A 25,124-nucleotide genomic window follows, 5' to 3' on the forward strand; every position below is an offset into this window, starting at 1 on the left:
CATAGATTTTACAAATATTGCTTTCTTCCGGAGTTTTATTTGTAAAGTCTATGTCTGAAAAGATTGGGATGTGTCTTTTTAATATTTGAAGCTGCTTCCTCCCAGGAACTCTCTAAGAAGTGAGGTCGGAGGAATCTCCTTATCCTGTACCGGAGTGAAATATTTGATAAACTTCAGCAACCGGTATGCTTCGGCATATTCCGGGCAGTTACGTGGCACGCTGGTTAAGATAGGTTCGGCATGGCAGCGGAGCACGGCAAATTCAAATAACAGGGCAGAGTTGAACATCACGTCGGCATTCTCCTGGTAGGGGAAAATCCACTTGTCTTCTCCGGCACGCACGCTGGGCCAGCGCGAAATGGTTTCCTGCGCAGAATAGCCACGATAGTTGAAATCACGGATAATGCGGCGCAAAAGCCGGTTGTCCGTGGTCGGAATCCAGTTATGGTCGTCCAGGGAGATGGTTGTCAGAGCAGATACATAGATTTTATATTTACTCTCTGCCGGGATTTGCGGGGTGAGTTCCGGGTTCAGGGCATGAATCCCTTCAAGAATCAATACCGTATGTTCGTCAATCCGCAGTTTGTCACCTTTATATTCTTTCTTTCCCAGCATGAAGTTGTAGCGGGGCAGTTCTACTTCCTCACCACGCAGCAGAGCTTGCAGTTGCGCGTTGAATAATTCCAGGTCGAGGGCATAGAGCGATTCATAATCATAATTGCCGTTTTCATCCAATGGGGTTTCTTCCCGGTCTACAAAGTAGTTGTCCAGTGAGATGGGATAGGGCTTTAGCCCGTTTGTCATCAGCTGGATGGAGAGCCGCTTGCTGAAGGTGGTTTTGCCGGATGATGACGGTCCGGAGATCAATACCAGTTTTACACGGTTCCCGTTTTCTCCCCGGTGGAAGATGCTGTCGGCTATTTGTGCTATTTTCTTTTCCTGCAGTGCTTCTGCCACATTTATCAGGTCGGTGGCATGTCCTTCTTCGCAGGCTATGTTGAAATCTCCCACATTGTTCAGCCCCATAATGTAGTTCCAGCGCAAATGCTCTTTGAAGACATCGAGCATCTTCTCCTGTTTTACTACCTCTTCCAGTACGGCTGGGTTTTCTTTGTTGGGAATACGCAGCAACAGTCCGTCATAATACTTAACGAGGTCGAACAGATGAATAAATCCCGTACTTGGGAGCAAATTACCATAATAATAGTCCGCAGTGCCACCCAAAGTATAATAATAGGTATAGATGGAGCCGGAGGACTCAAGCAGTTTCACTTTATCATTCATGCCCCGCTCGCTGAACACGCGTACGGCTTCGGTGGTGTGGCATTCGATACGGTGGTAAGTGATATTCTCCGTAATGATTTCCTGCATGCGTTTTTTTATTTGCGACACATCCTCCAGAGTGATGGCCCGGCCGATGCGCAGATTGCAGAAGTATCCCTTGGATACGGGGTGCTCTACAAAAAGTTTGCCATTCGGAAAGAGTTCGCTGACTGCCTTGTAGAGTACAAAACAAAGAGAACGTACATATGTACGCATCCCCGAAGAATCTCTTACATCCAGAAACTCTACATCCTTATTGTTATATACACGAAAGTTGAGCCCTTCAGAACGATTATTTACTTTAGCACTGACTACCTGATAAGGAAAATTAAGATTGAAACCGTAATAAATATCCAAAAGTGAGCTTCCAATAGGGAATTCTTTAGAAATATTATTATTTTTGCAATATATTTGTAACATCTGTTTCATTTCACGTCGTTTAGGGGTGAATAGTACGGATAAATATATCACATAATTGCTAAGAAGACAAACAACCACTAAAATAATTATAGATGGAATATTCTTTTTATGATTTTTTAAAGCTCATTGGCTCATTAGGACTTTTTCTTTATGGAATGAAAATCATGAGCGAGGGCTTACAGAAAGTCGCAGGTGACAGATTGCGAGGAATCCTGACAGCAATGACCACGAACCGGGTAACGGGAGTTTTAACAGGAGTGTTGATCACCGCCCTTATCCAGTCTTCTTCGGCAACGACGGTGATGGTGGTCAGTTTTGTAAATGCCGGTTTGCTGACTTTGGCCGAGTCCATTAGTGTGATAATGGGTGCTAATATCGGTACGACAGTCACCGCCTGGATCATTTCCATTTTTGGGTTTAAAGTTGATATGGCTGCTTTGGCCCTCCCTCTGTTAGCCATTGCCCTTCCCCTTATCTTTTCCGGTAAAAGTAACCGTAAGTCTGTCGGTGAATTCATTTTTGGTTTTTCTTTCCTCTTTATGGGGCTTTCGTATCTTAAAGCAAACGCGCCCGACCTGAATGCCAATCCGGAAATGCTTGCTTTCGTGCAGAACTATACCGATATGGGATTCTTTTCCGTTCTGCTCTTTCTATTTATCGGTACTATTCTCACAATGATCGTGCAGGCGTCTGCCGCAACGATGGCTATCACTTTAATTATGTGCGCCAACGGATGGATCAGCCTGGAGCTTGGTGCTGCATTGGTGCTGGGTGAGAATATCGGAACTACGATTACAGCAAATCTGGCTGCCTTGACAGCCAATTCGCAAGCGAAACGAGCTGCTTTGGCCCATTTCGTTTTCAACGTTTTCGGTGTGATTTGGGTATTGATTATTTTTCATCCCTTTATGGTATTTGTCAATTGGGTGGTGGATACCTTCTTCCATCCGGGAAGTGCCGAGGTAGCGATTTCTTATAAGTTGTCTGCTTTCCACTCTATCTTTAATATATGTAACGTCTGCCTGCTGATCTGGGGAGTGAAACTGATTGAACGTACCGTGTGTGCCATTATTCGTCCGAAAGAAGAAGACGAAGAGCCGCGTTTGCGTTTCATTACCGGTGGCATGCTTTCCACGGCCGAACTTTCGATACTTCAGGCCCGCAAGGAAATCCATTTGTTCTCCGAACGTATTCACCGTATGTTCGGCATGGTGCAGGATCTGCTGCATACGGAGAAAGATGACGACTTCAATAAATTATTCAGCCGGATTGAAAAGTATGAGAATATCAGCGATAACATGGAGCTGGAGATAGCCAATTACCTGAATCAAGTGTCCGAGGGACGATTAAGTTCGGAAAGTAAGCTCCAGATACGTGCCATGCTCCGTGAGGTAACCGAGATTGAAAGCATCGGCGACAGTTGTTATAACCTGGCACGTACCATCACCCGGAAGCGACAGACAAATCAGGATTTTACAGAGAAGCAGTATGAACACATTCACTTCATGATGAAGCTGACGAACGATGCCCTGTCACAAATGATTGTCGTAGTTGAGAAACCCGAGCATCAGAGTATCGATGTCAATAAGTCGTTCAATATTGAAAATGAAATAAATAACTATCGTAATCAACTGAAGAATCAGAACATTCTGGATGTGAACAATAAAGAATATGATTATCAGATGGGTGTTTATTATATGGATATTATTGCCGAATGCGAGAAGCTTGGTGACTATGTGGTAAATGTAGTGGAAGCAAGCAGTGACGTAAAAGAAAAGAAAGCATCTTAACTGGCCGATGAACCGTGAACGATGAACTATAAATGATGAGTAAAGTGTGATTGGTACACTGCGGTTCATCGTTTATCGTTCATCGTTCAAAAACGTCCGTTGTTTATAAGTTATCCATTATACGGTTCGAAATCTTCTTTCCCAACTCCACAAAGGGGACATACCCAATCATCAGGGATATCTTCAAACTGTGTTCCTGGTTCGATTCCGCTTTCCGGATCACCTGTCTCCGGATCGTAAATATAATCACAAACGGTGCAAATGTACTTCATGTCGTCTCTTTTTTTTAAGTTTATGCAAATATAACAAAAGGATTGGATATATTGTTCACTTATTTTTTCTTTTTGGTTAATAAAACACTACCTTTGCCATAACAACAAAGCATTAATCAAGCAGTTATAAATTATGATGTGGCAGATTGTATTAATAGGGGTATGTGTCTCTTTTCTGGGAGCATTTCTGTGGGAAAGAAGAAAACGTAAGTTTATGCAATCTGCATCAGACCGGAAACTGGAGAATGTAAATCGCTTGTTTGATGCTATCCTAACGCACATTCATGCTTATGTCCTTGTTATCGATTCTGATTTTAAAGTCCTGAAAACAAATTATTATGATTTGACTCACCTCAATCCTGATGGTAAAGAAAAGCGCGTCGGTGATTTATTGCAATGTCAGAATGCATTGTCTGCCAAGGGAGGATGTGGAACCCATGCTTTTTGTCAGGAATGTCCTGTAAGAGGGGCTATCGGAGCTGCTTTTCGTCAGAAGAGCGAGTTTACCGATCTGCAGTCTTCACTGAATATTGCCATAGGCGAAGATGAATTTATAAAATGCAACGTAATGATTTCGGGAGTTTTTATGACTCTGGATGGTGAAGACCGTATGGTACTGACGGTGCATGACATCACTTCCATCAAACATACGGAAGAGGCGCTGGCCGAGGCTAAGGAGAAAGCCGAAAACGCCGATCGTTCCAAGTCAGCCTTCCTTGCCAACATGAGTCATGAGATCCGTACTCCATTGAATGCCATCGTTGGTTTCTCCGAACTGCTGGCTGCTGCCACCGAGGAAAAGGAAAAGCAGAAATATCTGGAAATACTCCATACGAATAGTGAACTCCTATTGCAATTGGTGAATGACATTCTCGATTTATCGAAGATTGAGGCTGGTACATTAGAGTTTGTGTATTCCGACGTAGACATCAACCTGTTGCTGGCCGATCTGGAACAGTTGTTCCACATGAAGATCGGTTATGATTCGCCTGTACAGATAATTACCGAGGTCGGATTACCCTCATGCATGGTTCATTCCGACCGGAACCGTATTGCCCAGGTTGTATCCAATTTTGTGTCTAATGCAATCAAGTTTACCACAGAAGGCAGCATCCGTATCGGATATAAGCCTTGCGAGAATGGACTTCGGTTTTATGTCACCGATACCGGTTCGGGTATTTCAGCAGATAAGCTGGGAGGTGTATTCGACCGTTTCGTACGTCTGCAGAGTGATAAAAACGGCACCGGGCTAGGACTTTCTATCTGTAAGACGATTGTGAATAAACTGGGTGGGGAAATCGGAGCTGAATCGGTGGTAGGTCAGGGGAGTACTTTCTGGTTTACCTTGCCCGAACATTCGGATATCAAACCTAAGGTAATTATTGAAAAAGAACAGGAGAGACCGTCTTCTGTTGTGTCGGTTCCTGCTGCGGGGGTAAACGGTGATAAGAAACTGACAGTATTGGTGGCAGAAGATATGGAAGATAATTATCGCCTTTGTGAAGCCATCCTTGCTTCCCGTTACGAACTCTATTGGGCACATAACGGTGAAGAAGCCATTTCCCTTTTCCTGAAAAACCAGCCCGATATCATCTTGATGGATATTCGTATGCCCGAGGTGAACGGTTATGAAGCTACGGAGGCTATCCGGCAAATGTCGGCTACTGTGCCTATCATTGCTCTCACAGCCTTTGCTTACGAAGAAGACCGTCAAAAGATTATGCAGAGTGGCTTTACCGATTTCCTGACGAAGCCTATTTCATCGAGAATCTTGTTGGGAAAACTGGAATCCTTAAAAAAGATTTAAGAAACATTCTATACCGGATTTATGTTGTATTTTTGCAACCTCTAATTTAATGTATGTATCTGCATGACTGCAAAGAACGACGATTATTTTCATTTGGGCCTTACTGATCAAGAAGTCCTCCAAAGCCGGGAGAAACATGGTGTTAACCTGCTGACGCCACCCAAGCGTCCTTCTCTCCTCAAACTCTATCTGGAAAAATTTGAAGATCCTGTTGTACGGGTATTACTCGTTGCGGCTGTGTTCTCCCTTATCATCTCGATTATTGAGAATGAATATGCTGAAACCATCGGTATCATAGCTGCTATCCTGCTGGCAACCGGCATTGGTTTCTATTTTGAATATGATGCGAACAAGAAGTTCGATTTGCTGAACGCTGTCAATGAAGAAACTTTGGTAAAGGTGATTCGTAATGGGCGCATTCAGGAGATTCCCCGTAAGGATGTGGTAGTCGGTGATATTGTGGTACTGGAAACCGGTGAGGAGATCCCTGCCGATGGAGAACTGATAGAAGCCATCTCCTTACAGGTGAATGAATCGAACCTGACCGGAGAGCCGGTAATTAATAAAACAACGGTAGAGGCGGATTTTGATGAAGAAGCTACGTATGCCTCCAATCTGGTGATGCGTGGCACGACTGTGGTCGACGGTCATGGATCGATGAAAGTACTTCGTGTGGGAGATGCCACGGAGATTGGGAAAGTGGCACGTCAGAGTACGGAGCAGAGCACGGAACCTACGCCCCTTAATATTCAGTTGACTAAGCTGGCTAACCTGATAGGTAAAATCGGTTTTACCGTAGCGGGGCTTGCTTTCCTTATTTTCTTTATAAAAGATGTAGTACTCTATTTTGATTTTGGAGCTTTGAATGGCTGGCATGACTGGTTGCCGGTGTTGGAGCGTACCTTGAAATACTTCATGATGGCAGTCACCTTGATTGTGGTCGCCGTCCCCGAAGGGTTACCTATGAGCGTAACGCTCAGTCTGGCCCTGAATATGCGCCGTATGCTTGCCACCAATAACCTGGTTCGTAAGATGCATGCTTGCGAAACGATGGGAGCCATTACGGTGATTTGTACAGATAAGACCGGTACGTTGACGCAGAACCTGATGCAGGTGCACGAGCCTAACTTCTATGGTTTGAAGGATGGCGGGAAGCTGGCAGATGACGATATCAGCAAATTGATAGCAGAGGGAATCAGTGCTAACTCGACTGCTTTTCTTGAAGAGACGGGAGAGGGAGAAAAGCCCAAAGGGGTGGGTAATCCCACTGAGGTTGCTTTGTTGCTGTGGCTGAACGGTCAGAACCGTAACTATCTTGAACTCAGAGAAAGGGCGCAGGTACTCGACCAATTGACGTTCTCTACCGAGCGTAAGTTTATGGCTACTTTGGTGAAGTCTCCGCTGATAGGCAAGAAAGTGCTATATATAAAAGGTGCGCCTGAGATTGTGCTTGGCAAATGCAAAGAAGTGATTCTTGACGGTCGTCGTGTGGATAGTGTGGAATACCGTTCCACTGTCGAAGCGCAGTTGCTGAGTTATCAGAATATGGCTATGCGTACACTTGGTTTTGCATTCCGCATAGTAGAGGACAACGAACCGGACGATTGTGTGGCCCTTGTGTCGGAAAACAACCTGAACTTCCTTGGTGTGGTTGCTATTTCCGATCCTATACGTCCCGATGTACCCGCAGCGGTGGCTAAGTGCCAGTCGGCAGGTATCGGTATTAAGATTGTTACCGGAGATACTCCGGGCACAGCAACTGAGATTGCACGCCAGATCGGATTGTGGAAACCGGAAGATACGGAGCGTAACCGCATAACGGGAGTTGCTTTCGCCGAACTGAGCGATGAAGAAGCCCTGAATAGAGTGATGGATCTGAAAATCATGTCCCGCGCCCGTCCTACCGACAAGCAGCGCCTGGTGCAGCTGCTCCAGCAGAAAGGAGCCGTAGTAGCTGTGACCGGTGACGGAACCAATGATGCCCCGGCACTTAATCATGCACAGGTGGGACTTTCAATGGGTACCGGAACTTCCGTAGCCAAAGAGGCCAGTGATATCACCTTACTCGATGATTCTTTCAACAGTATCGGAACCGCCGTGATGTGGGGGCGTTCGCTGTACAAGAACATCCAGCGTTTCATTGTATTCCAGTTGACCATTAACTTTGTGGCACTTCTCATCGTATTGCTCGGTTCTATTGTAGGAACGGAGTTGCCGCTGACTGTTACTCAAATGTTATGGGTAAACCTCATTATGGATACGTTTGCCGCATTAGCTCTGGCCTCTATTCCGCCAAGCGAAAGCGTTATGAATGATAAACCACGCCGTAGTACTGATTTTATTATCAGCAAAGCGATGCGGCAAAATATATTCGGTGTCGGTACAGTCTTTCTGGTGGCGCTGATGGCAATGATATATTACTTCACAAATGCCGATGGAGGAATGACGGTACAGCGGTTGACCGTTTTCTTCACCTTCTTTGTGATGCTCCAGTTCTGGAACCTGTTCAACGCCCGTGTGTTTGGCACTACCGACTCAGCATTCAAAGGTCTTGCGAAATCATACGGTATGGAGCTGATAGTACTGGCTATTCTGGGCGGACAGTTCCTCATTGTACAGTTCGGTGGGGCTGTATTCCGTACAGAGCCGCTTGACTGGCAAACATGGCTTATCATCATCGGTTCTTCCTCTCTTGTCTTATGGATTGGTGAACTGATTCGCTTTGTCAAACGTTTAACTCAGAAATGAAATAAGAGGGGTCTCACCCCATCCTTTCTCAAAGGAAGAGGGGATGGGGTGAGACCTTAAAACAATATAGAGATGAAAAGAAAAGGAATTAAAAACCTTATTTTTGATTTTGGTGGTGTATTGATCAATCTCGACCGTCAGCGTTGTGTGGAGAACTTCCGGAAGTTGGGATTAGAGAAAGTAGACGAATTGTTAGGTATGTATTCTCAGCAAGGGATCTTTATGCAGCATGAAAAAGGATTGATCTCGTCGGCTGAATTTCGTGAGAATATCCGTGGGCTGCTCACAAAAAAAGTGACTGACGAGCAAATCGATGCTGCCTGGAATAGTTTTCTGGTAGATATCCCTCGCTTTAAACTCGACATGTTGCTGAAGCTCCGCGAAAAATATGTGGTCTATCTGCTGAGCAATACTAACGAGATACATTGGAAGTGGGCATGCGAGCACGCATTTCCGTATCGGGGCTTCCGTGTGGAAGACTATTTTGAGAAGATGTACCTTTCGTATGAAATGAAAATGGTGAAGCCTGCCGAAGAGATTTTCCGGGGAGTACTTGAAGACGCAAACCTTGATCCGCACGAAACTTTTTTCATCGATGACTCCGAGGCCAACTGTCAGGGAGCCCAGGCATTGGGTATCTCTACTTATACGGTAAAACCCGGTGAAGACTGGAGACCACTTTTTGCCGGAGATAAATAATTTAGAAGACATAGTATGCAGATAATCCATAATATACCGGCATTTACACCCGAACCTTGTGTAGCTACCATCGGCTTTTTCGACGGAGTACATACAGGGCATCGTTTCCTGATCAAGCAAGTCAGAGAGCTGGCTGCCGCTCGTGGATTGCGCTCTGCATTAATTACCTTCCCTGTTCATCCCCGTAAGGTGATGAAAGCGGATTATCGTCCGGAACTGCTGACTACTCCGGAAGAAAAGCGGACACTGCTCGAGGAAACAGGGGTGGACTATTGTTTCATGCTTGACTTTACGCAGGAAGTATCGCGCCTGACTGCCCGCGAGTTTATGTCTGATCTTTTAAGAGACCGTTATCGGGTGCAGACACTCGTCATCGGCTATGACCATCGCTTTGGGCACAACCGTAGTGAAGGTTTCGAAGACTATTGCCGTTATGGTTCCGAGATGGGCATAGAGGTAATCCGCGCCCGTGCCTGTGTGTGTGATGATCTTCATGTAAGCTCTTCCGTCATTCGCAAGATGCTGCATCAGGGTGAAGTCGATATGGCGTCCCGTTGTCTGGGTTACGACTATTTTCTGGATGGTACGGTGGTGAGTGGCTATCAAGTGGGACGTAAGATCGGATTTCCTACAGCCAACCTCAGTGTGGACGATCCTGATAAGTTGATTCCTGCCGATGGTGTTTATGCGGTTCATGTCACATTCGATGGGCGTACCTATAACGGTATGTTGAATATCGGTACCCGCCCCACAATAGGAAATGGTCCCGAGCGTTCGATAGAAGTGAACATCCTTCATTTCCATTCAAATATTTACGATAAGTTTATCCGTATTTCTTTTGTGAAGTATCTCCGTCCGGAACTGAAGTTCGATGGGATTGACGGGCTGATAGCTCAACTTCATCGGGATGCGGCCGACGTAGAAGCTCTTTTGGGGAATAAGCAAAATGTCAATTGACATTTTGTATTTTCTGTTTGCCCCTGAGTGAGCTATATGCGCCCCTCTGTCTTTCAGGTTTTAAATAACAGCTTATTTTGCAGATTTGCTTTTCCGGATAGTCAGCTCTTTGGCTACTATTCTATGTTTTTTGTTCCTTCATGATCGTTGAAGAGTGCTGTTGTTTATACCATTGTCTGGTTTATACTGCAATTTGTCATTTCCTGTGTGGTTGTCCAATTTGTGCTAATAAGTGGCGATAGGTGTAAAATAGACTTTGGACGTCTCTTCTCTAACCCAATGCAACCGTGGTTTTAGACCAATGAAGCCTTTGTTTTACTCCAATGCTGCCTTCCTTTAAGTGAAACAGAGCTTTCATTTGAAAGATATTGAGTATATTTATAGAATATATTCGGTCTGTGTTGCATTTTATTGCATGTTGTATGCGCTTTATATGCATTGTGTTCTTCCGGTTTGATGAATTGTGTTTGGGGCTATGTCAGCTGATGGCAGTAAATGGTGATAGAATGATGATGAAAAGTGAAATATGCTATGAAAAAGATATAACTTACCCATCGCTTTCCCTTCCGCGCTCTGTTGTTTCGACATTTACCTCTTATTAATATCGAAAAACATGCTATATTTATTGTTTATCGATAAATAATTGTCGGATTTCTTGTTTAAGTGGAAATTAATATCAATCTTTGCATATCGAAAAACGATAAATTATTATTGAATAACATAACGAATCTCCAAAGTCAATTTTATGAGAAAGTCATTGATGAGCATTACGATGTTGGTAGTATCCATCTCTATGTTAGCTTTGTTTGTGTGTAGTTCTGTTCTGCACGGACATGGTACAAATCACCCTGCTACTGAAACGGTAGTCAATTAAAACCGTTATCTTTGTACATATTTAAAACAGAGAACCGAATGAAAACAGCGATCAAATTAATTCTTATTTATCTGGGGATCCAGCTTGTCTGTGGTGGGCTGATAGGTATTCCTTTTACTGTTGTTGCCCGTATGAATGGTGGGAATATGGATGCCACCCGGATTTCGGAGTTGACACTGGCTCCTTCGATGTTACTTTCCATGGCAGTGATGTTTTTTTATTTATGGAAAGCCCGGTACATACCTAAGGATAAAATGAGCTGGTCATTCGTTTCGTTACCGTTTCTTACGGTCACTTTTCTGATAGGCTTGTCGATGACTGTTCTGATGGACTTGTTAACTGCTGTTTTATCTTGGGTGCCTGATGTTCTGGAACAACAGTTTAATGCTTTACAGTCCGGTTGGTTGGGAATTGTGGCCATCACGTTGTTGGGACCGGTTCTTGAGGAACTTTTGTTCCGTGGTGGTGTTACTAAGGCGTTGCTTGAACGATATTCTCCCCGGAAAGCGATTTTTCTTTCCGCACTTCTTTTCGGAATATTTCATTTGAATCCGGCTCAGGTAGTTGCCGCCTTCTTCGGAGGACTTCTGTTGGCGTGGGTTTATTACCGGACGCGGAGCCTGATCCCCTGTATCCTGATACACATTGTGAATAACAGCCTTTCTGTGATATTGAGCCTGACCTATCCCGATGCGGATACGATTAGCGATGTGACCGATACTACATCTTATTACATACTGATAGCTGTGGCCGCTATGCTGTTCGTTGGCTGCTTCTTACGGATAAAGCAGGTTACGATTCCGGGAGTGTGGAGAAAGAGTGAGTGAAACTAAACTATGAAGATTGAAAAACAAGTCATAATATGAAAAGAAGATTGAACATACTATGTTTACTGGTATTTCTGGTATTCTGTTATTCGGTATTCAACATGGGGCGTGATTTCGGTCATGGCTTTTCCGAGGGCATGAAGATAAGTCATTCCGGCAATGAAAGTGTGGAACAGGCTATTAACCTTCGCATTGCTACGTTGATGCCCGAAGATTTTTCGTCGTTTAAAGATTCTGTTTACAATGAACGGACCCAATCTTATGTGCCTGTTGCTTACACACAGTTGATCACGAATGTAAAAGTGGACAGGAGCACCTGGCTGATGGTTGCGCAAGTGCTCTCCGGGCTTCTTGCCATTTTGGCCGTAATAGCATCTACGGTGCTGTTTGTGCAGTTGATTGTATCTATCAATAAATCGGATATTTTTAATTGGAAGAATGTTCGTAGGTTACGTTGGTTGGGAGTCACCCTGTTGCTGAGTTTTATTAGTGAAGCGGTGCCGGCTTTGATGAATGATTATGAACTGTCCTCAGTCTTTTCATTATCCGGCTACTCTATGGAGACAAGTATTGACTCTGTGATGCTGGTCATTTTAGGACTGGTTTCGCTGATTGTAGGCGAAGTATTCGCCATCGGGTTAAAGATGAAAGAGGAGCAAGACCTTACTATCTGAATCCGGACACTGAAAAATTAATGGAATTATGGCTATAATAGTAAACCTTGACATTATGATGGCCCGAAGAAAGATATCTTTGGGGGAGTTGGCGGAGAAGATAGATATTACACCTGCCAACCTTTCTATCCTGAAAACGGGAAAGGCCAAAGCAATTCGTTTTTCTACCCTTGAGGCAATCTGCAAAGTACTCGATTGCCAACCGGGGGATATTCTGGAATATCAAGTGGATGAAAAAGATCCTTGATTTGCCACAGCGGACCTTCTGTGTGTCCACTGTGGCGATATAGAATGAGGAGATTAACCTTTTGTCCCTTTGGCTTTGAATGCCAATGCGTACATTCGCATTTGTTTTACCATTGATAGCAGACCGTTGCTGCGGGTGGGCGATAAATGATCTTTCAGCCCGATGCGGTCGATGAAGTAAAGTTCCGAATTCAGAATCTCGTCCGGTGTATGTCCCGAAACAACTTTTATCAGCAGGGCGATAATACCTTTTACGATCAGTGCATCACTTTCTGCTTTGAAGATCACCTTTCCATCTACCTCGTCTGCCTGAAGCCACACACGGCTCTGGCAACCTTCAATCAAATTCTGTTCCGTTTTATATTTCTCGTCAAGCGGTTCCTGTTCGTTTCCTAAATCGATAAGCAACTGGTAGCGGTCCATCCAGTCGTCAAAGTCACTGAACTCGGCAATGACTTCGTCTTGTAATTCGTTGATTGTCATATTGAATAATTATTTCTCGTTATAGATAACTTCCAGTACGGTCTGCCCCACGGCTTTGAGTGTCGATTTGTCGATAACATCCATGTTGTCGTTTACGGTATGCCAAGTCGGTCCGAAACTGGACAGTTCACAATTTTCGTCGTTCGGAATGATGTCGATAGTCGGGATACCGGCCAGCCGATTGATAAACAGATGGTCGTCAGTGATCTGGCCACCTGTTTCGTTAATAAAGTAACGTCCGTAACCAGCGTCGTTAGCCTTCTTCCATACCTTTTTGTTGATTCCACGGGCAAACTTCTCCGAGTACACCTCCTTAAAGAAAGTGGCATCTTTGCCGCCTACCATATCGAGCAAGATACCGAAACGGGCATTATAGCCTTCCACATGCGGATTGCGTGCCCAATATTGTGCACCGAGACACCATTGCTCCTCTAAATGTTCTCCTTTATAGAATTGGGGAGCGCCATAATCTTCTGCGTCCAAAAAGATAATATCGATTCCCAGTTCCGGTTGCTGCTGATTGATCAGTCGAGCTATTTCAAGCAACACGCCCACACCGCTCGCTCCGTCGTTGGCACCTAATATCGGTGTGTGGTGATTCTTCTCGTTGGGATCATTGTCTGCCCACGGACGTGTATCCCAGTGTGCAAAAAGGGCAATGCGTTTTTTGCTTTCGGGCTTGAATGAACCGATGATATTGCGTGCTTTCAGCAGCGTGCCGTCATAGGCGGGCAGTTCCACATTCTGGTTAGTCACTTTGGCCCCATGTTCTGCCAGCTTAGTAGCCAGATATTCTCCACATGCTGCATGTCCTTTACTGTTCGGATTGCGAGGGCCGAAGTCCACTTGTGCCTGTATGTATTTATAGGCGCTGTCTGCATCGAATTGTGGTGCTTTCACGGTTATATTCTTTTCAGACTCCTGAACTGAATTGGTTTTGTTGTTGTTCGTTCCGCAAGAAAAGGCGGATAACAAAATAAAAGCTGTCAGTAATAGCATAGAATTTCTTTTCATAATTATGCTTTTGGGGTTAAGGCCTCAAAATTAGTCATTTTCGCAGTAGGGTAGGTCAGATAGGAGGGTTTATTAACAATTCTACTCCTTTCTTTCCGGATATAAGTTCTACTTCCGCCCCATTGATCAGTGGCAGATTTTCCGTTACATGCCCTACGGGGAAATCAAAGCAGATCGGATAATTATACTCTTCTACCAGATCGAAGAGTGCACCATAAAGGTCTTTCTTTATGGCACGATCTTCTTCGTATTCGGTAAACTGTCCGATGATGAGGCCTGACAACTTCTCAAGTACGCCCCCTAATTTCAGGTTATACATCATGCGCTCGATGGCATAAGGACGTTCGCCCACGTCCTCGATAAACAGGATTGTCCCTTCGGGAGGTATGTCGTATGGAGTTCCCCGAAGGCCGTGGAATACTGCCATATTGCCACCACGCAGAACACCCTTGGCTGTGCCGAGTCGGTTCAACTTGTGACGTTTACATTTATATGCAGGCAGTTTACCGAAAAGTATATCCCTCAGGTACAGTGAACACGGATCGTCGGCCGCTTCTACTGCGAGATGGCGTGCCATAGGAGCATGTAACGAAGCAAACCCGTTGTACTGAAACAGATTATGGAGCACTGTGATATCACTGAATCCGATCATCCACTTCGGGTGTTCGCGGAAACGGGTGAAGTCGAGCCGTTCAATAAGATGAACCGCTCCGTAGCCGCCACGGCTACATAAAATCGCCTTAATTTCTTTGTCATCCATTGCTGTCTGAAAGTCCGAAGCGCGCTGCCGGATGGTGCCGGCATAACATCCCCAGGAGCTACGGACGTGTTTTCCCATTTCAGGGACCAGTCCCCAAGACGCCAGTTGCGTCTTGGCACCTCTCAGAAACATATTGTCTATCTTGCCCGAAGGCGATACGATGGCGACTTTATCGCCTTCGTGCAGGAATGGAGGGAATTGTATCTTCATTCAGTGAATTTGTTTTAGTTTATTTCTTCTGGTAGAATTTTACCCAGTCTACATGCATTTCTACAGGAAGCTCTTTCGGGTCTACAGCTCCTACCCACGAGCCACCCAGTTGCATGTCGATCAGCAGATAGAAAGGCTGATCGAAGGGAAATTGCCCTTTTTTGTCTGTTTCGATGCGGGGATAGGTGAAAGTATGCGTATCATTGATATAGAATGCAATGCTGTCCGGATACATTTCTACCGAATATACATTGTAGTCATCGGGATTGATCGTACCTATGGAGTGTGACAACGGATTGTCTTTGATGCCCAGATTGTATGTATAGTTGGTATGTATAGTCTGGTAAGCGATTGTGTCGTGATTCAGACGTTCCATAATATCGATTTCTCCACCCATCGGCCAGGGAGCATCTACCGGAAGCATCCAGATAGCCGGCCATTCGCCGCGTGCACCGTTCAACTTGGCACGTATCTCCAGACGCCCGTTGCTGAATGCCTTTTTCCCTTTGGTATAAATCCCTCCGGTCAGATAGGGTGCTGTGTCATTGGGCTGGCTGTAATTGATGATACCCCGCAGCACCATATTGCCGTCACGCATATCGAAACAAGAGTCGAAGTCTGTCATATAGTTATTCCAGTCCGATTTGCCACGTGGTATTTTGCTCCATACCTGTGGGTCAAAGCCTGTTTTTTGGTCGAAATTATCTTCCCAAACCAATGTCCACTGGTCAGGCGAATGACGTTGGCACGATGAAAAGCCTGAACTGATACACAGCAGGCAGAAAAGAGCGAGAAAAGTTTTTGTTTTCATGGTTCTGTTTGATTATAGGTGTTTAACAGGATACAAATTTACATTAAAAAACGAAATTACCTGCATCCGTAGAAATGAAAGCGTTGTATAATATCAAAATGTTATCCGGTTTACCCATTTTTTCAGTATACCATGATGTACTTCTCAATCCTTTTTCTGATATTTGCTAAAAATCTAACGTTATGGAACCTATTAGAAACTTCGACCAACTGACAGAACACCTAAAAACCTTAAACCGACGGAAACGGATTGCCGTTGTCTGTGCCAATGATCCGAATACAGAATATGCCATTGCCCGTGCACTTGACGAGGGTATTGCAGAATTTCTGATGATTGGTGACTCAGCCATCCTTCAAAAGTATCCTACCTTGCAAAAGTATCCGGATTATGTGAAGACCATCCATATTGAAGATCCCGATGAGGCAGCGCGTGAAGCGGTCCGCATTGTCCGGGAAGGGGGGGCTGACATTTTGATGAAAGGGATTATTAATACTGACAACCTGCTTCATGCTATTCTTGACAAGGAGAAAGGGCTACTACCCAAAGGAAAGATCCTGACTCACCTGGCTGTAATGCAGATTCCGACGTATGATAAATTATTGTTCTTTTCGGATGCGGCTGTTATTCCCCGGCCCACTTTACAACAACGTATTGAGATGGTTTGGTACGCCATCTGTACCTGCCGGAGGTTTGGGATAGAGCAGCCGCGCATCTCTTTGATTCATTGTACGGAGAAGGTAAGTGCCAAGTTCCCCCATTCTCTTGATTATGTTAATATCGTGGAGTTGGCCGAAGCCGGAGAGTTTGGCAATGTTATTATTGATGGCCCGTTGGATGTTCGTACTTCCTGCGAGCAGGCCAGCGGGGATATTAAAGGAATTGTATCGCCTATCAACGGGCAGGCAGATGTATTGATATTCCCTAATATCGAGTCGGCCAATGCTTTTTATAAGTCTGTTTCATTATTTGCCAAGGCCGATATGGCAGGATTGCTGCAAGGCCCCATTTGTCCGGTGGTGCTACCGTCACGTAGTGATTCCGGACTTTCCAAGTATTATAGCATTGCGATGGCATGCCTGACGGCTTCTACCCGGTCGGCAGAGGGAGGAAGATGCTCCGATGATGATCATAATTAAACTAAGAATATGGATAAACTGAATGCAATCCCCACTTCCCCTTCTGCAAGGAATGGACGGAGTGAAAGGGTCCTTGTTATCAATCCCGGTTCCACTTCAACAAAGATTGCCGTTTATGAAGACGAAACTCCTTTGTTGGTACGCAACATCCGCCATACAGTAGAAGAGTTGTCTGCCTTCCCCCAGGTGATCGACCAGTTTGAGTTTCGTAAATCACTTGTCCTCCGGGAGTTGGAGGCAAATGATATTCCTTTCCGGTTCGATGCTGTCATTGGACGCGGAGGTTTGGTGAAGCCTATTCCCGGTGGAGTTTATGAGGTTAACGAAGCTATGAAGCGGGATACCCTCCATGCCATGCGTACGCATGCCTGCAATCTGGGAGGTTTGATAGCCGATGAATTGGCCGCAGCTTTACCCGGGTGCCGGGCGTTTATTGCAGATCCGGGTGTGGTGGACGAACTGGAAGAGGTTGCCCGCATTACCGGTTCGCCCTTGATGCCGCGTATCACTATCTGGCATGCACTGAATCAGAAAGCTATTGCCCGTCGTTATGCTGCCGAACATGGCACTCGTTATGAAGATCTTGATTTGATTGTCTGCCATTTGGGAGGAGGCATTTCCGTTGCGGTCCATCGTCATGGGCGTGCAGTCGATGCCAATAATGCATTGGATGGAGAAGGTCCTTTCTCACCCGAAAGAGCCGGAACTCTTCCCGCCGGACAACTGATAGACCTCTGTTTCAGCGGGAAATTCACCAAAGATGAATTGAAGAAACGAATTTCGGGCCGTGCCGGGCTTACCGCCCATTTGGGAACTACTGATATTCCTGCCGTTATTCAGTCCATTGAGGCAGGTGATGATCATGCCCGGTTGGTGCTCGATGCCATGATCTACAATGTGGCTAAAAGTATCGGTGCTGCCTCTACTGTTTTGTATGGAAAGGTAGACGCCATCCTGCTGACCGGAGGCATTGCCTATTCTGATTACGTAATTTCCCGTTTAAGGGAACGTATTTCTTTCCTTGCTCCCGTCTTCGTGTATCCGGGAGAAGATGAGATGGAGGCTTTGGCATTGAATGCTTTGGGTGCTTTAAGGGGAGAACTTCCGGTACAGGTTTATCAGTGATTTTAGAGCTTGGTTGCATTGCCGCATTGTGCAGGGGTGCACCGGCACCTTGTGCAGAGCTGCACAAGATATCAATGCAGTCCTGCATAAGGGAAGCGATGCGGTATGATTTATGCTGTCGGGTCGTCCACAATATCTCCGTCGCCCTCGGTTGTATTGTCTATTACGATGGTTCGGCTGATGACATGTGGTATCTTCAGTTGCCGGTTGCCACTGGTATATTGCGTGGTCAGTCGCAGTTCGTATATTCCGTCTGTCAGGTCTGCCGGTAGGAGTACCAGTACTTCCGAAGGGTTGTTTACTGCTATCATATCCATCGGTAGCTTCGTCTCTGTGCCTTTTTCATCAATCAAGACGATACCTACAGCAGGATCTGTACCTGCTACTTTGATGTTCTTGCCCTGTAGGCGATAGTTACGTCCGGCAGTTGCACTACCGTCCGTAGCACGGGTGGCAGCGTCTTCACCGCCGATGAAGTAGGCCGAGTCACCTTTGGCTCCCAGAATTTTCACGCTGGTCCGTGCGATAGCTTCACGTAAATCCTTATCCTGGTTGAAGGAAACATAGATAGAATTTTTCTCGGGATTCCATATTCCACCGTCTATCACGCCGCGAAACTGTGGGACTGCACGAAAAAGCCCCGTATTGACAGAGTATCCGTTCAGTACCAATTCTGATACTGTGCGCTGAAAGAGATCGACGGCATGCTTTAAAGTCTCTGCCCGCAAGCCGGTATCTTCTTTTTTCATTTCATCCAGTACATCGGATAGCGTCAGGTTTCCGGCGCTTTCCAATACCAGGATTTTGTCTTCTTTGTTGTCGGTGGTCACGGTATTGTCCGCAAGCCAGCCTTTGAGTTCGGTTTTCATGATCATTACGATTTTAATAATTTATAAATCTATTATTTTACACAGCGGACACTAAATCCATCTCCTTTAGTACTTGAATTAACTTCCGCTTTATTATTCTCAAAATTAAATGAATATGCAATACTACCACTATTGTTAGTACTGGTCCAATAACGTGCGTATCCACTTTCTGTAGCGGCAGTGCCGCTTCCCCCACTCCAAGTACGCGCACCTGCCAAGAGTAAAAACAAACCTTTGGAATTATTCATAAACCATATTCCATTATTAACTTTTGTCTTATTTGTACATCTTGATAGCGACAAGCATTCATCTCTTGATGGAGTACGCCATCCTGTGCCATAGTATGCAGTATTTAATTTAGAACACGGATCTCCATTACTTCCATCATAAAGTTTATTGAAGGCGTAATAATACCCGGTTTCTGTTTGTGAAGGTGCCCATACGTAGTTGGCATTTCCCATACTTTTTAAATTTCCTGTGGCCCATCTCAATTTCGCCAAGTTAGTCTTATCACTCGCTGTACATCCGTTTTGTGTCAGGGTAATGTCGCTTGCTGCCAGTTGTATCCCCAATTCAAACTTCAGTGTAATGGTATAACTTCGTCCCGCTTGTAACTGGACATTCTGGCTGGAGGTCATATTCCGATTATTTACATTGAAGTAATTGCAAAGTTTCAACGTACCGATATGTACCGTGATCGCCCGGGCACCCGAAAAGGGTACTAACCGTACAGTAGCAGTCGAACTATTGGCTATACTGAATGTAGGCGTATTTCCGGTATTGGCACTTACATTATTTGTAGAGGGACCTATCGTCCAGGCGGACGCATTGCCGCCCTGAGAAACATATACGCCCGTACAGTTGGTAAACGTATTACTTCCAAACTGCGACAAGGAGAGCTTAACCGTCAGTTTGCAGAGTTTTTGCGTGAAACTAACTGACAGATTGCGGCTGATTGTGCCCACATTCGCTATGTCTCCCGAGTCATACACCATAAAGTCATTGCTCATATTCGGGATAGTGACGGAAGTACTGTTATAAGCATAGGATGAAGGGATCGTTCCCATCGCTGCCGTACTATTGAACGAGTATCCGATCACACGGACAGTTCCCGCTCTGGTGAGCAGGTTACCTTGCCTGAGAGTGGGAGCGGAAGTCCCGTTCGTCGTAAAATCCGCTGCCGACTGGAACACGTAATTGCTGCCCACCTTACGGAAAGCGATCAACCGGAAATAAATGCCATTGCCCAATGTAGCGGCACGGGTTGTGACTTGTGGCTCTTCGCGGAGTGTCATCCGTACCACTGAAGGGCCATCGTAAGGTACGGCAGTGGGTATGGTCCTGCTGGCGGGTGATTCCTTAACCGGTACCCATTCGTCCACAAGCGTTCTTCCCCCCGTCGTATCGGGAGTATCAATATGGCTTTCCATATAGCTGCCATCCTCAACCCGGCTGACCGTAACAGAGATCATGTCCCCTCCGTCCGGTTCGGGGCCGTTGGGATTCATAACATTGTCGTCACACGATGTTATCATTAAAAAAGCTGCGTACAGACAGCATGTGCTTAACGTACGAAAGCCTACATACAGAAGTTTTGTCTTCGTATTCATAACTCAAATGTTTAAAAATGAATAAAATAGATCATGCTCAGCAAGGCCTTCCCATTAAAAAATGGACAGACTGGCTATAGCAGGCTGTGAATACAGCTTTTATTTTGCGGTAAGTTTGTGTAAATTAGACAGATAGAACGGCTCTTGTGTTTCAAAAGACGTACGTTTTTTGAAACACTATTTTTACCCTCCACACTGGATGTTAGGGGAATATATAAACTTCTGATAATTAAATCAATGCAAAAAGATTTGCACAGATGAAAAAAGCGTCTTATCTTTGTTGCATCAGACGTACGTCCTTTGAAACATGATTCTTATAACATAGGATATTTATTATTAGAGAAGTGATCTTTTCTTTTGTTTGAGTTTTATACTTGCTTTTTGGACGGTTGCTATCAGAGTATGTATGGTTGCTAATATCGAAATACTTGGTGTGATCAAGGTATGGCAATATTTTCAAAGTTAGTTCATAATATATTCCTGACGAATTGTGCTGACTATCTAATAGTAGGGGATTTGTTTTAGACTTTTCCTTCGATTGAGGCGTTCTGAATTTTTGGGAGGAATGATTAAAATATAAATAAGGCAACTGATTCGAAATGAATTAGTTGCCTTGTGTTTTGTGATTTACGGAATATCTCCGAAAAAATTAGATAGTGGATTATCAGCACTGTTTCTGTCTTTGTTTTTTTTACTCTTCTTTATATTTAAGGGGAAATATTATAGTTTAGGTCCTTTGACACAACGAGTTTGGTATGCCATTTTCTTTTGTGTGCTATTGACATCGGTTTTACCTTCTCCGGGAGATATATCCAATCTATAACAATCATTAGTATTAATTGATTCATCTGTAAAATATTGACCATACGTTCCAGGCCATTCTTCTGCCGTTGTTCCCGAGTTATTATTACGCCAGCCACCTAACGGTAAAAAAATACCAGTTGTGGCATTTAGGAACCACACACCATTCACTCCATTAGAGACCTTTTTTACATTATTGCATCTTCCCAATCTTTCTAATTCATTGCGTGTAGGTAGCCGCCAACCACTACCATAAGTTGTGGGATTTAGTCTGGCACAAGGATCGATGTTGTTTCCATTATAGTCTTTTTTCCATTGATAATAGTAGCCAAATTCTTTGTTGGTTGCCCATACATAACTGTTGCTTGCACCGGTACTTTTTAAATTGCCGTCAGCAAATACCAATTTTGATAACTTTTGCTTATCATCATTGGTACATGCTTTTTTCGGATTGCTCAGATTGATGCTACCTGCCGGAACGTTTATTCCGGGGCTTCTCTTAAACTGTATTTTCATTGTATAGCTCATACCCTCTTTCAATTGGACACTTTGGTTTGAGGTAATGTCTATATTATCCGCATTATTAGCAATTATATTTCCTACTGTCAGTTTGTCGAAGTGTACTGTTATTGTCCTGGCACTTGCGAAGGGAACCATTCGTATAGTGGTAGTCAGGTTGGTGTTTGGGTTGAATGAAGCTGTGTTGTTGGTATTAGCAGCCACTGCCGAACTTCCAATCACCCACGAGGTTGAATTGCCTCCCTGCTTTACGTATACTCCTGTACATCCGCTGATGGTATTACTTGTGAAGCCTGTTACACTAATGCTTATTGTTAGTTTGCACAGTTTCTGTTTGAATGTTACCGGAAGATTGTAATTAAGACTGTTCACATTGGCTATGTCTCCTGAATCATAAGTCATAAAGTCATTATTCATGTTTGAAATATCTATTTTGGTGCTATTATAGGTATATGATGCAGGGATATTTCCCAATGCCGCAGTTGTATTGAAGGAGTAGCCGATTACCCGAATCGTTCCTGACCGTGTGAGTAGTTTCCCCTGTTTCAGTACAGGCGAGGAAGTACCATTTGAGGTATAGTCTGCGGCTGATTGGAATACGTAGTTGCTCCCTGATTTTCGGAAAACGATCAGACGAAAGTAAACACCTGTAGTTAGAGTGTTTGCACGGGTAGTTAGGGTGGAAAGGGTATCTTTCGTCAGTTCCATGGATGCGATTCTGGGACCACTATATTCTGGAGATTCTTTTGTACGGGTACGGCTTAAAGTTTTTACCCCTGTCCATTCGGCAATCAGAGGTGCATTATAACGAGGGGGCATGGTATCTTCCGGAGCGTAAGAATTGTACTCACCATTTTCAGCCATACTGATGTTAATAGGTATTACAATATCGGAATCCTTATCTTTTTCCTGAAGAAATGGATACTTTTCTTCTTGGGTGCATCCACTGACCCAGAGGCTGGATGCTGTCATTACTGCTATCCATAAGAGGTGTGTTCGCATAATAAAAAGTTTGTTCATTCTAAATTTGTTTAGTGAATAATCAGATCAAAAATCTCTCACCCGGCTTATACGTGTTGTATAAGTCGGTAAAGGCTGTTTGATACCACTTTTATTATGCGTAAGTTTGTGTATTACAATCAGATATAACGGTCTTGAATACACAATGGTGTTTCAAAAAACGTTCGTTTTATGGAACAAAGATAAGGTGTGTTTTTCATCTGTGCAAATATTTCCACATTGTTTTAATTATCAATCTTTTATCTCTCTCCCTTGCATTTTGTGTAGGAGGTAAAAATCGTGTTCCATAAAACGAACGTATTTTGAAACACTCTATGATGGGTAATATGTTTGTTATTAATCTATTATAGACTTATTGTTTAGGTTTTTGGGGATTTTTTCTATTGATTTTATTTTTAATAGAAAAGGGGACAAAGCCCCCCGACTTTGCCCCTTCCAATCTTTTTCCCCGTAACTAATACGAAGAAAACACCACTAATTAAAATATATACCTTTGTGTGTCAGAAATTTCTTCCGGTGTCCCACCACAGGCGAGTGCCGCAATTATCGGTTCCACCCAACGCATTTACCAGTTGAGTATATTGTTCTGGATTGGTTGTTTTGATACCCACGAAGAAGTTCAGTCGGCGTGGTCCGATGCCGGTGTCTACTGTACCTTCACTCTGATTGACCAAAACAGGGAATAATTTCGGATAACCTGTACGCCGTTGTTCTGCCCAAGCTTCTCCTCCTTCCGGATATATGGCCAGCCATTTTTGTGTAATGATACGTCCCAGTTTATCTTCATTGCTGGCAGCATCGTCCCATTTTGGGGTCAGCGTATTGACAGCCTTCACATTATTCTCCGCTTTGAAAGCATCTATGTAGTCTGCAGGTTTCTTCTCGCTTTCCAGGTAAGCTTCTGCTCCTGCAACACCCCATTGGGCAAATGATGCTTTTACACCTTTTTCATAACAATCCTTGACGGACTCACTACTCCATCCCCTCAAAGCTGCTTCGGCACGCAGGAACCATATTTCGGCAGGAGTCATTAGTATGGCGTCAGTTTGCTGGGTGATAGTGCTTTTGGAATGTCCGTTGTAGTTCTGGTGATTGAAACCCGTTCCCTGGCGGATACCTTTGTAAGTACCCTTGTAGTTAATAATACTTGTTGCGTCGGAGCCGGTTGCTTTATTAAAGTATTTTTCCAGACGGGGATCTTCATAGCCTACTAACAAGGACTCCATATTGGCGTTCATAAACACCTCGCCCCATCCAATATTGATTTCTCCGAAAGGGTTGGTATAGCCCGACGCTGTCGATACGGCTATCACCTCATCATTTCCTTCCAGCAATCCTTCTTTGTCTGTAAGGGATTTCTGCGCCTCTGCAACAGCGAGTTTAGAGTCCGCCATGGCGATGCGGACAGCCAGGCGCAAACGGAGAGAGTTCGCGAACCGGATCCACTCGCTGAAAGTGCGTTTCCCCTGGGGCATCAGGATATCGAACTTAGCAAAGCTCTCTATCTCTGGATTGGCTTTTTGATATTCACGTATCTTTGCGATACCTTCGTCCAGATCGTTGAAGAAAGCTTTGTAGGCTTCCGGTTGTGTATCGGGAGTAGAACCTGTTTTCGATCCGAACTGGGTGTAAACGATCGGACCATACAAGTCGGACAAACGGTGCATTAGCTCCACCTTCAATATCTTGGTGATGCCATAGAATCCTATATTGTCTTTTTCGTTGATTGTCTCAGATTTCTGGACTTCCGGCATGATGTATCCGTAGGTGTTATCCCATGTGGAACCGTTCCATCCGTCCATCATATAATAAGTGCTGTTGTTCTTCCCCTCGTTGAAGGGTTTGAAGTCATGCACGTATCCCGAGAATAAATCCGCTCCCAGATTTTGCATGGTCTGGAAAGGCCAGTTCTTACCGCTTCCCCAATCGTAATTGAAGTAGATTCCTTGCTGGATAATGCCCAGTGGAATACCATAATAGTTGAAATCCTGTTTCTTGCTATCATTATCGAATCCCGCTTCGTTGGTATTGAATGATTCGAAAGAATCGGTACAGGCTGAAAATCCGATTAGTCCTCCTAAGAGTATACTTGCTATATATTTGATATTGTTTTTCATGATGAATCTCTT

The 25,124-nt window shown here is 44.5% G+C and carries 21 protein-coding genes; 11 read left to right on the plus strand and 10 right to left on the minus strand.

Translation table 11 applies throughout. The features are described from left to right. Positions 1–78: 78 nt before the first annotated feature. The gene (locus JZY04_RS07965; RefSeq protein WP_122142246.1) at positions 79–1,752 is read right to left on the minus strand and encodes a nucleoside kinase; all 1,674 of its coding nucleotides are present in this window, start codon (positions 1,750–1,752) and stop codon (positions 79–81) included. An 83-nt stretch (positions 1,753–1,835) separates the two neighbouring features. On the opposite strand from JZY04_RS07965, the gene JZY04_RS07970 reads away from it, so the two are divergent. Further along, a complete protein-coding gene (locus tag JZY04_RS07970; protein ID WP_220575443.1) occupies positions 1,836–3,533 on the plus strand; it encodes a Na/Pi cotransporter family protein in 1,698 nt (565 codons plus the stop codon). Positions 3,534–3,643: 110 nt separating this feature from the next. Here JZY04_RS07970 and rd read toward each other — a convergent pair whose 3' ends face one another. Continuing rightward, positions 3,644–3,805, minus strand: a complete 162-nt coding sequence (gene rd, locus JZY04_RS07975; RefSeq protein WP_005781988.1) for a rubredoxin — start codon at positions 3,803–3,805, stop codon at positions 3,644–3,646. A 133-nt stretch (positions 3,806–3,938) separates the two neighbouring features. Between rd and JZY04_RS07980 the strand changes: the two genes are divergently transcribed. The 8 genes from JZY04_RS07980 (at position 3,939) to JZY04_RS08010 (ending at position 12,638) form a co-directional block, all read left to right on the plus strand. Then, entirely contained in the window at positions 3,939–5,612 is a 1,674-nt protein-coding gene (locus JZY04_RS07980) for an ATP-binding protein (protein ID WP_122142245.1), read from the plus strand. A gap of 63 nt (positions 5,613–5,675) precedes the next feature. Beyond that, positions 5,676–8,360 carry a calcium-translocating P-type ATPase, PMCA-type gene (locus JZY04_RS07985; protein ID WP_122142244.1) on the plus strand — a complete coding sequence of 895 codons (2,685 nt, stop codon included), beginning with the start codon at positions 5,676–5,678 and terminating at the stop codon, positions 8,358–8,360. 72 nt (positions 8,361–8,432) lie between these two features. After that, positions 8,433–9,059 (plus strand): HAD family phosphatase, encoded by a 627-nt coding sequence (locus tag JZY04_RS07990; protein ID WP_005781993.1) that lies wholly within the window; start codon positions 8,433–8,435, stop codon positions 9,057–9,059. A 15-nt stretch (positions 9,060–9,074) separates the two neighbouring features. After that, on the plus strand, positions 9,075–10,016 hold the full coding sequence (locus tag JZY04_RS07995; RefSeq protein WP_005781995.1) for a bifunctional riboflavin kinase/FAD synthetase: 942 nt from the start codon (positions 9,075–9,077) through the stop codon (positions 10,014–10,016). Positions 10,017–10,761: 745 nt separating this feature from the next. Beyond that, positions 10,762–10,890 (plus strand): hypothetical protein, encoded by a 129-nt coding sequence (locus JZY04_RS21250; protein ID WP_255504414.1) that lies wholly within the window; start codon positions 10,762–10,764, stop codon positions 10,888–10,890. Positions 10,891–10,928: 38 nt separating this feature from the next. Next, positions 10,929–11,717 (plus strand): CPBP family intramembrane glutamic endopeptidase, encoded by a 789-nt coding sequence (locus JZY04_RS08000; protein ID WP_005822277.1) that lies wholly within the window; start codon positions 10,929–10,931, stop codon positions 11,715–11,717. A gap of 35 nt (positions 11,718–11,752) precedes the next feature. Beyond that, positions 11,753–12,391: a DUF2975 domain-containing protein gene (locus tag JZY04_RS08005; protein WP_005781999.1), complete on the plus strand. Its 639-nt coding sequence runs from the start codon at positions 11,753–11,755 to the stop codon at positions 12,389–12,391. 28 nt (positions 12,392–12,419) lie between these two features. Further along, the gene (locus JZY04_RS08010) at positions 12,420–12,638 is read left to right on the plus strand and encodes a helix-turn-helix transcriptional regulator (RefSeq protein ID WP_005782001.1); all 219 of its coding nucleotides are present in this window, start codon (positions 12,420–12,422) and stop codon (positions 12,636–12,638) included. A gap of 53 nt (positions 12,639–12,691) precedes the next feature. On the opposite strand, the gene JZY04_RS08015 is transcribed toward JZY04_RS08010, so the two are convergent. Genes JZY04_RS08015 through JZY04_RS08030 form a run of 4 tightly spaced genes read right to left on the minus strand, consistent with a single transcriptional unit; the run spans position 12,692 to position 15,915 of the window. After that, on the minus strand, positions 12,692–13,120 hold the full coding sequence (locus JZY04_RS08015) for a SufE family protein (protein WP_005811607.1): 429 nt from the start codon (positions 13,118–13,120) through the stop codon (positions 12,692–12,694). 9 nt (positions 13,121–13,129) lie between these two features. Then, positions 13,130–14,134, minus strand: coding sequence for a M28 family peptidase (locus tag JZY04_RS08020; protein WP_122142243.1), 1,005 nt, complete (start codon positions 14,132–14,134; stop codon positions 13,130–13,132). Between the two features lie 55 nt (positions 14,135–14,189). Then, positions 14,190–15,104, minus strand: coding sequence for an LD-carboxypeptidase (locus JZY04_RS08025; RefSeq protein ID WP_122142242.1), 915 nt, complete (start codon positions 15,102–15,104; stop codon positions 14,190–14,192). A gap of 19 nt (positions 15,105–15,123) precedes the next feature. Beyond that, entirely contained in the window at positions 15,124–15,915 is a 792-nt protein-coding gene (locus JZY04_RS08030) for a glycoside hydrolase family 16 protein (RefSeq protein WP_122142241.1), read from the minus strand. A 182-nt stretch (positions 15,916–16,097) separates the two neighbouring features. On the opposite strand from JZY04_RS08030, the gene JZY04_RS08035 reads away from it, so the two are divergent. Together JZY04_RS08035 and buk are read left to right on the plus strand one after the other, a co-directional pair. Next, the gene (locus JZY04_RS08035; protein ID WP_122142240.1) at positions 16,098–17,051 is read left to right on the plus strand and encodes a phosphate acyltransferase; all 954 of its coding nucleotides are present in this window, start codon (positions 16,098–16,100) and stop codon (positions 17,049–17,051) included. Between the two features lie 9 nt (positions 17,052–17,060). After that, positions 17,061–18,176 carry a butyrate kinase gene (buk, locus tag JZY04_RS08040; RefSeq protein ID WP_122142239.1) on the plus strand — a complete coding sequence of 372 codons (1,116 nt, stop codon included), beginning with the start codon at positions 17,061–17,063 and terminating at the stop codon, positions 18,174–18,176. Between the two features lie 110 nt (positions 18,177–18,286). On the opposite strand, the gene JZY04_RS08045 is transcribed toward buk, so the two are convergent. The 4 genes from JZY04_RS08045 to JZY04_RS08060 form a co-directional block, all read right to left on the minus strand. Beyond that, positions 18,287–19,045: a DNA-binding domain-containing protein gene (locus JZY04_RS08045; protein ID WP_122142346.1), complete on the minus strand. Its 759-nt coding sequence runs from the start codon at positions 19,043–19,045 to the stop codon at positions 18,287–18,289. A gap of 32 nt (positions 19,046–19,077) precedes the next feature. Next, a complete protein-coding gene (locus JZY04_RS08050) occupies positions 19,078–20,655 on the minus strand; it encodes a fimbrillin family protein (RefSeq protein ID WP_122142238.1) in 1,578 nt (525 codons plus the stop codon). A 720-nt stretch (positions 20,656–21,375) separates the two neighbouring features. Beyond that, the gene (locus JZY04_RS08055) at positions 21,376–22,995 is read right to left on the minus strand and encodes a hypothetical protein (RefSeq protein WP_122142236.1); all 1,620 of its coding nucleotides are present in this window, start codon (positions 22,993–22,995) and stop codon (positions 21,376–21,378) included. Between the two features lie 500 nt (positions 22,996–23,495). Beyond that, entirely contained in the window at positions 23,496–25,112 is a 1,617-nt protein-coding gene (locus JZY04_RS08060) for a SusD/RagB family nutrient-binding outer membrane lipoprotein (protein WP_122142235.1), read from the minus strand. Positions 25,113–25,124: the final 12 nt, after the last annotated feature.

It is taken from the genome of Bacteroides sp. 11BF (genome assembly GCF_019633765.1).
In the GTDB taxonomy this organism is placed as follows: domain Bacteria; phylum Bacteroidota; class Bacteroidia; order Bacteroidales; family Bacteroidaceae; genus Bacteroides; species Bacteroides hominis.